This is a genomic window from Zarconia sp. (genome assembly GCF_057467645.1).
Genome location: NZ_JBRJXU010000137.1, coordinates 35,127 through 46,682, shown reverse-complemented (window position 1 = coordinate 46,682; position 11,556 = coordinate 35,127). Strand labels below are relative to the sequence as shown.

The 11,556-nt window shown below is 46.0% G+C and carries 9 protein-coding genes; 4 read left to right on the top strand and 5 right to left on the bottom strand.

The window, feature by feature from the left end; genetic code table 11:
• Nucleotides 1–217: 217 nt before the first annotated feature.
• Entirely contained in the window at nt 218–628 is a 411-nt protein-coding gene (locus tag AC2215_RS21390; protein WP_486812039.1) for a hypothetical protein, read from the bottom strand.
• Between the two features lie 132 nt (nt 629–760).
• Entirely contained in the window at nt 761–1,474 is a 714-nt protein-coding gene (locus AC2215_RS21385; protein ID WP_486812038.1) for a C40 family peptidase, read from the bottom strand.
• A 35-nt stretch (nt 1,475–1,509) separates the two neighbouring features.
• Between AC2215_RS21385 and AC2215_RS21380 the strand changes: the two genes are divergently transcribed.
• Nucleotides 1,510–2,451, top strand: coding sequence for a serine hydrolase (locus AC2215_RS21380; RefSeq protein WP_486812037.1), 942 nt, complete (start codon nt 1,510–1,512; stop codon nt 2,449–2,451).
• A 260-nt stretch (nt 2,452–2,711) separates the two neighbouring features.
• On the opposite strand, the gene AC2215_RS21375 is transcribed toward AC2215_RS21380, so the two are convergent.
• From AC2215_RS21375 to AC2215_RS21365, 3 genes are all read right to left on the bottom strand, one after another.
• Nucleotides 2,712–3,524, bottom strand: a complete 813-nt coding sequence (locus tag AC2215_RS21375) for a cyanoexosortase B system-associated protein (protein WP_486812036.1) — start codon at nt 3,522–3,524, stop codon at nt 2,712–2,714.
• Between the two features lie 353 nt (nt 3,525–3,877).
• On the bottom strand, nt 3,878–4,765 hold the full coding sequence (crtB, locus tag AC2215_RS21370) for a cyanoexosortase B (protein ID WP_486812041.1): 888 nt from the start codon (nt 4,763–4,765) through the stop codon (nt 3,878–3,880).
• 176 nt (nt 4,766–4,941) lie between these two features.
• On the bottom strand, nt 4,942–6,099 hold the full coding sequence (locus tag AC2215_RS21365; RefSeq protein WP_486812035.1) for a DegT/DnrJ/EryC1/StrS family aminotransferase: 1,158 nt from the start codon (nt 6,097–6,099) through the stop codon (nt 4,942–4,944).
• Between the two features lie 441 nt (nt 6,100–6,540).
• Here AC2215_RS21365 and AC2215_RS21360 point away from each other — a divergent pair, with 441 nt between their 5' ends.
• The 3 genes from AC2215_RS21360 (at nt 6,541) to AC2215_RS21350 (ending at nt 11,527) form a co-directional block, all read left to right on the top strand.
• On the top strand, nt 6,541–8,496 hold the full coding sequence (locus tag AC2215_RS21360) for an ATP-binding protein (protein ID WP_486812034.1): 1,956 nt from the start codon (nt 6,541–6,543) through the stop codon (nt 8,494–8,496).
• 103 nt (nt 8,497–8,599) lie between these two features.
• Nucleotides 8,600–9,517 (top strand): hypothetical protein, encoded by a 918-nt coding sequence (locus AC2215_RS21355; protein WP_486812033.1) that lies wholly within the window; start codon nt 8,600–8,602, stop codon nt 9,515–9,517.
• Nucleotides 9,518–9,556: 39 nt separating this feature from the next.
• Nucleotides 9,557–11,527: an ATP-binding protein gene (locus AC2215_RS21350; protein ID WP_486812032.1), complete on the top strand. Its 1,971-nt coding sequence runs from the start codon at nt 9,557–9,559 to the stop codon at nt 11,525–11,527.
• Nucleotides 11,528–11,556: the final 29 nt, after the last annotated feature.

Genomic DNA, 11,556 nt, shown 5'->3' with positions numbered 1-11,556 from the left:
CGCGCCGACGCGGGGTCCGACCTCTTGCGAAGGGGCTGTCTCCTGGGGTGTCCCCAGGAGTTTATACGCCCCGTCCGACGCGGGGTCCGACCGCTCCCGAAGCCCCTCACGTCCCCGAGAGCAAGCGAAGCTCACTCAAACCGGAATTGTAAGTGTTTAACCGAACTTGATATCAATCAGCCCGTCTGTCAACCCGATCGTTCGCGCGAAGCGTCATTTATGAATTGGCTTGAAAGCGGCAGGAAATACTCGGAGGAACTCCCAATTTAATATCAATGACCAAATCTTTAAGAATCGAGATATAAGCGCCTTCAAGACGCGCGTGAATTCCTTTGGCCATCAAAACTGTTTTCAAGATAGCGACCAAAAGTTTATTGCTTTCATGCTCCGAAATTAAACGTTCGACGGCTTCATTTTGAATATCTTCGATCGAACCCACGAGAGTCGTACTAATGGTAGGAAGTAGACCCGCTTCGATATTGAAACTACCAATACTTAATCCAAGTTCTTCAGCAAAGGGCAGCATTTCGTTGAACTCGTCAATTAATCGATCGAGTGTTTCTTGACCGGAAGCGACAACTTCTTCTGCTTTTTGCTTAGCTTGGTCGGATATCTTTTTAAAAACCATAAAGTTCGAACTGTGATGTTATTGTAAATAACGAAATGTATAAATTATTTGAATAATTTAGATTTCGATTGGGCTAATTCTACCAAAGATCGCGAATAGGTGTAACTTAGCGTATTTTTTTAGCATTTTCCTTCATTTCTCAACGGTTCCATGCGGTTGATAGCTCTCCATCACCCGTCCGGCCCCTCGCAGTTCCCGGTAGTAGGTCTGACTCACCTTGCCACCCGCCTCCGATAGCACGTCAATTCCCATGCCGTTGCGTCCCTTTTCTACCCCAGAACTGTGAATGTATCGCCCCTCCCCCAGATACAATCCCACATGGGTGGCTTTTTCTGGCGTTCCGAAAAAAACCAAATCTCCCAATTGCAATGCCTCCAACTCAACCGGCTGAGTAAACGCTTCTTGCTCGTAGGCATCCCGAGGTAACCGCACCCCCACCGAGGCAAATGCCGCTTGCATCAATCCCGAACAATCGTAATTCGGCCCCACCGTTCCGCCCCAGAGGTAGCATTCGTGTTTTTCCATGGCACGGTGGGTAAATGCGATCGCATCGGGAATTTTGGCTTGAATTTCCGCATCCGAAAGGATGGGGGCAACGTACGGGGTTGCAGCGGGTTGCAAATTTTGGGCGTCCTCAACCCTCAGCCAGCCGGGATAGTCATCTTCGCACAGTCGAACTCGAATGGCTCGGTTGCCCTCATCGTGCAGGGGAAGTGCGAGAATGGTTAGATGTCGGTTCGCGGCGGCTTGGGTTGCCAAGCGATCGCACTTTGGAGAATCGTATAAATCCAAGTCCGTTAAACACTGATATTCGATCGCCGGTTGAAGTTCGGATAGAGAAACCATACAGTGGGCTAAGTGCTAATTTTCGTTCGAGAAAGATGACTTTTTTTCGCAAAGACGAGGAACTGACCCAATTGGGCGATCGCATTTTAGAAGCCACCTGGGCCGAATTTCCCCAACTCGCTCAAAATCAACTGGCACTGACCTGGGTGGTCTACGAACCCCCTGTTTTTGTCAATACCGGTGGGGCGATGAGTGCCGAGGAATTTTGGAAGCACAAACCCCGAGGCTTTCAGTACCGGGGAGTCGAGCGAATTTACCCCGCCAGCATCGTCAAATTATTTTACCTGGTGGCGGTACACGAATGGCTCGAGCGGGAGATGATGTCTTCTTCCCCAGAGTTGGAACGGGCCCTTCGGGATGCGATCGTCGATTCGAGTAACGATGCGACCGGATACATTATCGACGTTCTCAGTGGCACCACCAGCGGTCCGGAATTACCTGCGGGTCCTTTCGAGACTTGGAAATCTCAGCGTAACATCGTTAACCGTTACTTCCAGTCTTTAGGTTGGCCGGAGTTGGAAACCATTAACGTCAATCAAAAAACCTGGTGCGACGGCCCATACGGTCGAGAGCGGGCATTTCTGGGGATGATGATGGAAAACCGGAATATGCTGACCACCAACGCCACGGCAAGGCTGGTGCATAGTATCGTTGGTGGGGTGGCGGTATCGTCGGCGCGATCGCAGGAGATGATGGCACTAACCCAACGCAGCCTCGACCCGGCAGAACTGGCTGCCGACCCGGAAAATCAGGTGATAGGCTTCCTGGGGGATGGCTTACCCCAGGCGACTCAAGTGTGGTCGAAAGCGGGACTCACCAGCCAAGTGCGCCACGATGCGGCGTATATCGAGTTTGGCGATCGCCTCCCCTACTTATTGGTGGTGTTTTCCGAAGGAAAGGCTCAGGGGAAAAACGAGCAATTGCTGCCCTTCGTCTCCGCACAAGTTGCTGAAGCGGTTTTGCAACTGGGAGGCTAAAGTCTGCGATCGAGCCGAAAATTCACCCGAAATTTGCCCGATTTATTGAGAATGGCTGCAATAAATTAACGATTTTACTTCGTTTCCGCCCTATGGTAGGGTATGAGCAGGGGGAAAATATATCAAATTAACGTACGTTAACCATAATTTCCAGAGAAGACATCTTCGGGTGAAGGGGGGGAATCAACGGACAATTGAGAATGGGTAAATTGCGACGCTATGCCCCCTCTCCCCATCACCGCGTCCCCACACCCTAAACCTTAAGACTCCTCCGACCACGCCTGAGTTTCCAGCGCAATCTGAACCTGTTGTCCCAAAGATTGGGCCGCATCGCGCACATCTTCAATTTCCCCCAAGGGATCGATGGGAATCGACATCGAGACGGCGACCCAAGGCATTCGCCGACCGGACAGTTGAGCGCGACGATCGATCCAAAACCAACGATTGAGGCTGGGATGTCCGCCGCCGGGCCATGCATACCATTGAACGATCGCGTAGGTCTGTCGCCGGTTCCACCCTCGGAAGAATCGAGCTTCCACGTTAGCCGGAGAACCATTACCGACATCGGAGATACTAAACTTCAGCTTTTGGTAAGAATCGGTTTTCCATCCCAACACCCCATTCGCTAAATCCAGATCCGTCCATTCCATCTGAGGTTGAGAGGAGGTTCCGGTTTTGCGAGTTTGGGGGTGCAAGAATAAAACCGCACCAGTGGGACTGTCATCGGTATGAACATCGGCATTACCATCGGATTTAATTTCCTGTCGCAGCCATTTCCCAGGACCGATCTCCAATTCTTGTTCGGCAACCGTCTGCCAATCGGTCAGCACAACCCCGGTTTTCGCGAGTTCTCGCAGGGGTTTGATATTAGCTAACTCGGGGGCTTCCGTCCAAGTCCAGCGACCTTGCAAATAGTTCGGTAAAGTACCGACGACCAGTAGAACCAATAAAAAGAGGGGAACCACCCATTTCGAGATGGGATACCGATGCCAGAATTTGGGTACGTTCGTAGCAGAACCCACGCGATCGTTCTCGGTTGGGGAACATTTATCTTGATTTCCCGAGAGTCTCATCCTCTCATCTCCTGTTGTTTTGGTGTTCGATTCTGCCAAGGGTAGGGACAATGGACAATTAACAGCGAAATCCAGATGAATGGTTCTTTTCTACTTCTCTCCATCTCCCTTGTCTTTAATTCTGATGTAAGCATTCAGCACTTAGCTATCAGCTATCAGCTATCAGCTTTGGAAGAGAACGCGCCCTCGCATGGGTTGAATTAGAGTTCTCGAGATCGGAGCGGAATTAGGATTGAGTGGTAGCTGAACCCATTGAAATCCCAGAAGTGGGGGGGAACAAGCTGACGGCTGACGGCGGATGGCTGATAGCTGAATGCTTTAATTCTGACTTCCGAATTCCGAATTTCGAATTCTCAACTTGCTTCCGTCTCGGGAAACAGCAAACTTGCCACTTTTTCAACGAGGGTCAGGGTGGGAATGAGTAATACGAGCATGATGGCCGAAATCGCATCGCCCCCCCAACTATCGTGCATCCAGTGAAAAAGGTCGTCTCGACCCGCGCCGTAAAAGAAGGTCAAAATCGTGTTGCGAACCACATTCGTGGCAACGCTAATGGCGATCGCGCAACTCAAAAACATGATGCTGGTACCGCGAGAGGAGATAACGCCCGTCCAGTACAGCAACATCAGGGCCACGTAAATCGTGGTAAACAGCATTTTAATCCCCGCACAGTGGGGGGCAACTTCCACCATGCGGCCGCCAACCAATAAATAGATATCGGCGACGGTGACATCCATACCGAACACGGTGAGAATAAAGCCAGCCGTTCCAGCGATCGCGCTTTGCAGCCACATGGTGTAGGGGGCGATGAGGTAGGGTAAATCGTTGGGAGTCGCCAGTAGAACCAAAAGTAAGGGAAACCAGAACAGTCGCAACCCCTCAAGACCTTTGAACCAGAGGCAAATTCCCACGAGCATCACGGGAAGGGATAAGTTGACCAAATCCCACAAACCGCTCAGATAAAAAACCCCGGCCAAACCGATGAACACTGCGCCGATGGGGTTAGCGCGATCGCTGAGGTTTTGCCACCGATGGCGATCGCCCCATACGATATAAGCCGCGAAGGGAATGCCAATCAGACCGTGACTGAAATATTCGTGCTCGATGCTGATACTTTTGTTGAGCCACCCATCCACCCAATGAAACATCAGCGGGCCGTACATGATTCCTAACAAAGCGGCGATGGCGAGTTCTGGCAGGTATCGATCGAGAAGAGCTGGAAATTTTTGGCGAGCGTCCATGGCAATGAGTCGTTGAGCGATCGAGTTTGTGGGTCGATCTGTGGATGTTCCTCCGTCACTGGCGATCGAGTTTTTGGGTTGGAAGTGCCAGTGGGATGGGGGGTATCGATCCCAGAGATCGAGATACATCGAATTTCTCTCCCATCCTATCCCCCAATTCCCGAAATCGGGGGAACTCAGGCCGCCGACAACTGGGAAGTCGCCGCAGAAGCGATCGCATCGACGACTTGATGAATTTGGGTCGCACTCAAGCCTGGGAACATCGGCAGCGACAGAATTTGCTCGCAAAGGGCTTCGGAGTGGGGGAAGTCACCGGCTTGGTAGCCTAGATATTGATATGCCGGTTGCAGGTGGCAGGGTACGGGATAGTGAACCCCCGTTTGAATGCCGCGATTGTGGAGTTCGTCGGCCATTCGATTTCGATCGAGGGAAATCGCGGGATTAATTCGCACCACGTAGAGGTGGTAGACGTGACCGGTATCGCTTTGGTTTTGAATCGGCACGATGCCCTGAGACTGTAGTGAAGCCAGGTGCGCGTCGTACTGTTGGGCCGCCCAATTGCGCTGGTGGTTCCAGGTACTCAGATGGGGCAGCTTGACGTTGAGAATCGCGGCTTGTAGGGTGTCGAGGCGGCTGTTGGTGCCGCGATCTCGATGGATGTATTTCTGCGGTGCACCGTAGTTGCGCAGGGATCTCAGTTTCTCGGCGACAGCATCGTTTTGGGTGACCACCATGCCACCATTGCCAGCCGCACCCAGGTTTTTGCTCGGATAGAAGCTAAATGCGGCTGCCATTCCCACGGAACCGGCAGTATAGCCGTCTCGGTGTGCCAGGTGAGCTTGGGCGGCATCTTCAAAGATAATCAGATCGTGGGTGCTGGCAAAATCGAGCAGTTGCCGGGGAGAGACCATCTGACCGTACAAATGTACCGGAACGATGGCTTTGGTACGTGGCGTAATTGCTTTTTCGGCGGCATTCAAATCGATGAGAGCCGTTTGGGGATCGCAATCGACGAGCACCGGGGTAGCACCGGCATGGAGAATTCCGATCAGGGTGGCAACAAAGGTATTTGCCGGTAAAATCACCTCATCTCCCGCACCGACTCCGCAAGCTTGCAGTCCGAGAGCGATGGCGTCGGTTCCGCAAGCAACACCAATACCATGAGGCACGCCGCAAGCAGAGGCAAAGGCCGACTCAAATTCGCTCACCGCTCGACCCAAGATATAGTCTCCTTGCTGCAACACAGTCTGAACGGCTTGTTCGAGCTGAGCTTGAATGGGTCGATGCATCAAGCTGAGATTGACGAAGGGGACGGGAGAAGGAGTCCGGTGCATGAGGGTAATACAGAATTGAATGGTAGTCTTCTCTTTCGACTGTAGCTGAAACAATTTGCCGGTGAGTTCAGCAAAATTACGTATTTCTAACAATGAACGATCGAGATTCCTGAGAGTTCCGCTTAACCCGCTTCCAATCTTTTCTCTCTATAGTCTAGATTTCCTTTGTTTGGCACTGGAATGGTGCGAGCGGTACGCTATTTATTATTTTTGAAGGAAATCTTAAAATATTCCGAATATATTTAGATTTGATGTTTGACACACGTATAACAAACAAACGGATTCGATGATTCTATTCAAATCAGTCTTAATTGCAGATCGTGCCACTGAATCGTGCCGATTCCTCGATATGGGAAAGGGTAAGACTCGATGTCAAACTTGGCACAATGTTGCACGTGGGATTAATGGTGATTTAAAAGTAATTCAAAAATAATGTAAGAGATGACATCGATCGAGCAAATTTTGCGCCAAGCAATTAATCCTTTTGATTCGGTAAATTTTAGACCGGGAAACTTTTGGCAAGAATCCCAAGATAGCCAAACAACCGTCAATTCAATCCATCAAGAGGAAATCGGGCAAATGACCGAAATGCTCGATCTCGTCAATAGCGATCGGCGAACCCGCACAATTCTCTTATGTGGAGATTCTGGTGCGGGAAAAAGTCATTTGCTCGATCGCTTCAAGCAAACGTTAAATCAAAGAGCCTTTTTTGCCTATATCGGTCCGTGGGTCGATCGCGATTTTTTGTGGCGGCATATCCTCAGAAATACGGTTGATAGCTTGCTCGAAGTTCCTCGAGATCGACAAGAATCTCAACTTTTAATTTGGCTGAAGAGTTTATCAATTTTTGAAGAACGCAGTCTTATCGATCGATGGCTCGGAGATCGAAAAGCATTTATTCGTAAACTGCGAGGACTTCATCCTTCCGATCTCTACAATGCCAATGAATTTTTAAGTGTTTTATACGATTTACTCGATCCAGAAAAGTTTTTAATTGCCTCGGATTGGTTGAGGGGAGAAAACTTAGATGACGAAGATTTAAACCGGCTACGGGTTCGATATCCTATTGAAACGGAAGATGCCGCTCACAAAATTTTAGCGAACTTTGGGAGACTGTCTGTCGGCACATTTCCGATCGTTCTATGTTTTGATAATTTAGACTGCATTGCCGGCACCACAGATGGTGAAGTGAACTTACAATACTTACTCAACTTTAATTCTACCATTCATAACGAAAAATTTAAAAACTTTTTGATTGTTGTTAGTCTAATTACTCACACGGCACGTCGATACGTGAATCGGATGCAACCCTCGGATTTGGTGAGAATCGATCGACAAATTCTGCTCAAACCGATCACCCTATCTCAAGCAACATCCCTATATCGAACTCGGCTTTTTGCGCTTCACAAACAAGCAAATCCCAAACCGATTTCGCCAATTTTTCCCTTAGAATATGAGATTTTAGATAAACACTTTCCGGGAGGTAAAACAAATCCTCGTAATGCTCTGGAAATCGCGAGAAAGCTCGTTCTTGAATATAAAGCCGGTAGCGGAGTTGATATGGAAGACTCGATCGCTGCGTTCCAGCTTTTGTGGTTCGAGGCTTTACGCAGAACTCAAAAACAGATCGCGAGAATTCGTCAATTTTCCTCTTTAGAACTCGTGCAAATGTTAAAACGAGCGTTAGCCGCATTAAATACCGATCGGCTCACGCAAAAAAGTTTATTTCCCCATCGCTATTCATCCTTTACACTCAGTTATTATCGCGGCGATCGAAAAATCGGTTTAATTTGGAGTGAAGATCCGAACTTAACGCATTTTTTCTATGTTATGAAAGCCTGCCAAGAAATTCTCGATCGAGACTTATGCGATTCGATTATCTTGATTCGGTCTCAAGGATGGGGAAAACTGCAAAATAAAGGATATCAAATTCACAAAAAAATATTTACTCAAGAGAATCACATTCACCTTATTCCCAATATAGAGTCTGTCTGCTATTTAGCCACGTATCAAAACTTGTTCTATGCGGCGGCTTCTGGGGAGTTAACTTTGGGTTCCCAAACGATTGATATTCAAGCATTAAAACATTTAAGTCGAGAATCGAAGGTTTGGCATCATCTTCCATTACTCAAAGATTTAGGAATCGTCTCCGATCGAGATGTCTCTTCATCTTCAAGTCAAATTAGTACTGCACGAGAATTTATAATCCAACTGATTAAAACACAGCAGTTGATTGGCAGAAGCGCGTTAATTGAAAATACGATGGCGCGGTTTCTCGATCTCGATCGTGTGGAAATTGAGGAATTGCTCGAGCGAATCGTCCAGGAAAAACAAATTAAAGTCCTCGATCCCGAGGCAATGCCAAGGGAACAATTAATTTGTATAATATCTGATTAAGGTATATTTACCAAAAAATATTTTTTTTCCTACGTAATCACTCTTAGATATTACTTTATTTTTGCTTGAGTTAATTCTCGAGCGCGCTATGGACAATTATCTGATGGAAACAAAAGAAGTTAAATTTATCTTGAAATTGTTAGGTTTTGAAAACTATCGAGCCTCCATTACAAATCCGAAAATCAAACCGAATTCTAAAACCTCAGCCGCCGAGTGTAAAAAAATTTGTCGGGAACTGTACAATCGCGGTTGGGTAGAACGTTCTGAGGAGATTACAAAATTTAAAATTGCCCTTGCCGGAGAATCTTTGCTGAAAGTCGATCCCAGTAATTTACCGATTACGCCAATTGAATTAGAAGTCCTAAAAGCCAGTACCAAGGGAACGATTGCACCGGGAAAAATAAAAAAGGTTCCAGCGAACGAACGACAAGAAACCATTCATGATTTAATCGATCGCGGATTCCTCAAAGCCGTAGAAACAAAAATTAAAGAAGTCTGGCTAAGCGAACGAGGAAAAATCTATTTACGCGATGAGTTTAATCCCAGCGGTCATTCTTCGAGTTATAGCGGACAAATGCTCGATAACTACATTCGTTTTTTACGGAAATCTCTGCGGCAATCGCTGGGAAATGAAACTGGAATGCTGCAGACGAACTTGCTATCCAATATATCGAGCGTGCAATCTCCACAAACGACGAATCAGACGACGACTCAGACGACGCATCAAGTCGGAGATGAGGACATTTTAGAGACGATTCGGGATTTAGATCGACAACTGGGGACGGATAACTATTTGCCGATTTTTCACCTACGCCAGAAATTAGCAATGCTCTCTCGGGATGAGTTGGATAAGACGCTATATCGCTTGCAGCGAGACGATCGGATCGAGATGAGTTCCCTCACCGATACTAGTCCTTATACCAGCACGCAAATTGAGGCGGGAATTCCTCAAAACATGGGAGGACCGCTATTTTTTCTGACAATTTCCGATCTCTCGGAATCTGAATTTTCCGCTATTTAATCCCAGACTCTTATCTTTTAAGTATTTTGCAGGATCGGCATGGCATCCATCGACCAAATTATTCAACAAGCTGTTAATCCATTTGATGCAGTCTCTTCAAGACATGGAAATTTCTGGACCGATCGTCAAGATCCAACATTAACGGTTAACTCCATTCATCAAGATGCGATCGATAAAATTGAATTATTTCTCGATCTTGTTGCTCGAGATCATCAAACTCGAACGTTGCTTCTCTATGGCGATTCGGGTTCTGGCAAAAGCTATCTATTAGGAAGACTAAAACAACAGCTCAACCCGAAAGCTTTTTTTGTATATATCGGTCACTGTAGCGATAGTAAGTATATATTACGTCATGTTTTGCGGCAAACGGTGGATAGTTTAGTTCGAGTCCCCGATGGCAAACGACGCTCGCAACTCCTACTGTGGCTTCAAGGTTTGTCGGCATTAAAAAGCCGCAGCATGATGAAAAAGTTATTGGGAGAGCGAACTCTCTTTATCCGTAATTTTAGTAGTACCTATCCAGTCGGCATTTACAATCCTCATGAGTTTTTTGGAGTTTTATATAATTTAACCAAACCCGACCTTTATCACCTTGCCTGTCAGTGGCTCAAAGGTGACGATCTCGATGAGGAAAGTTTAAAAGCCTTGCGGGTTAGAAAATCTATTGATTCTGAATATGCCGCGCAAAAAATTCTCGAAAATTTCGGTCGAATCGCCGATAAAAATCGTCCGATTGTCCTCTGTTTTGACCAACTCGACCATATTAATCTTCCGTCGGTCTTTAGTGTCAATACGAACTTTCATAACGAAAATCTGAAAAATTTTCTCGTTATTATTAGTTTAGTCACCGATATCGCCAGACAAAATTCCGATCGAATTACTCAATCAGATAAAGCTCGGATTAACGCTCGCGTCACTTTAAAATCGATTAATCTCGACCTGGCTGAAGAACTTTGGCGAATCCGGTTGCACCCCCTACACATTCAAGCTAATCCCAAACCGGAATTACCAATTTATCCGTTAAGCCGCCAACAGCTCGAAACTGAGTTTCCCGGAGGTAAGACAAATATTAGAAATGCGATCGCTCTGGGTAAAAAGTTAATCGATCGATATATGCGAGGAGATAATATCAAACCCCAAAATCCTTTAAATGAATTTAAAATAGTTTGGAACGTAGAATTTCAAAAACAAAGAGAATCTCTACGATCGATTTATGATTTTTCTTCTTTTGAGCTAGTGGAGATGCTCGAACAAATCCTTAAAGTATTACAAGTCGAAAATCTCAAAAATAGTATTTTAGTAAATCATAAGCAAACTCGATACTCTTTTCAGTATCAACAACGTGACACGAAAGATAAAATTGGTGTGATTTGGTCTGAAAATGCTAATTTAACCCAGTTTTGCTCTTTGATGAAAGCTTGCCAAAAAGAAATCGATAAAAATTATTTCGAACAATTTTATTTAATTCGTGCAGCTCAAGTTGGTAAATCATCCAATAAAGGTTATCAAATCTACCAATCTCTTTTTAGTACTGCTAATCGTATTCATATTCGACCTCATCTAAAGTCTCTATATTACTTAGCAACTTATACGAACTTACTGAATGCATCGCGAGTGGGTGAACTGCAAGTTGGCGATCGATTTCCGAATGTCGAGCAATTACAGAATTTCGTTCGCCAATCTAAGGTTTTACAATCCTGTTCGCTTCTGCAAGAATTGAATTTATTTACAGCTAATCCGAAAAAGACTGAAGCAAGTGAGAGCGTAGATCGAAATCTTAAATCAACAACAGAACATAATCTTGAAAAATCTATGTTACGGTTGCTCAAAATCCAAAATTTTTTATCTGTTCAAACGTTAATTGAGAAAACTCGCGAACAAACAATTGCGGACTCTATTTCTGACGATTATATGGTTAAAACACTACAGAAAATTGCTCTAAAAAATCCGATACAAATTACTGGTCATCAGTCACAACCTGAATCGTGGTTTGTATACTGGATACCTTAAATTAGACTAAAGCATGAATAGTTTTAGGA

Bases quoted from the DNA above. Each gene is read 5' to 3' on its own strand.
- AC2215_RS21390 (WP_486812039.1), bottom strand. From the start codon at position 628: ATGGTTTTTAAAAAGATATCCGACCAAGCTAAGCAAAAAGCAGAAGAA.
- AC2215_RS21385 (WP_486812038.1), bottom strand. From the start codon at position 1,474: ATGGTTTCTCTATCCGAACTTCAACCGGCGATCGAATATCAGTGTTTA.
- AC2215_RS21380 (WP_486812037.1), top strand. From the start codon at position 1,510: ATGACTTTTTTTCGCAAAGACGAGGAACTGACCCAATTGGGCGATCGC.
- AC2215_RS21375 (WP_486812036.1), bottom strand. From the start codon at position 3,524: ATGAGACTCTCGGGAAATCAAGATAAATGTTCCCCAACCGAGAACGAT.
- crtB (WP_486812041.1), bottom strand. From the start codon at position 4,765: ATGGACGCTCGCCAAAAATTTCCAGCTCTTCTCGATCGATACCTGCCA.
- AC2215_RS21365 (WP_486812035.1), bottom strand. From the start codon at position 6,099: ATGCACCGGACTCCTTCTCCCGTCCCCTTCGTCAATCTCAGCTTGATG.
- AC2215_RS21360 (WP_486812034.1), top strand. From the start codon at position 6,541: ATGACATCGATCGAGCAAATTTTGCGCCAAGCAATTAATCCTTTTGAT.
- AC2215_RS21355 (WP_486812033.1), top strand. From the start codon at position 8,600: ATGGAAACAAAAGAAGTTAAATTTATCTTGAAATTGTTAGGTTTTGAA.
- AC2215_RS21350 (WP_486812032.1), top strand. From the start codon at position 9,557: ATGGCATCCATCGACCAAATTATTCAACAAGCTGTTAATCCATTTGAT.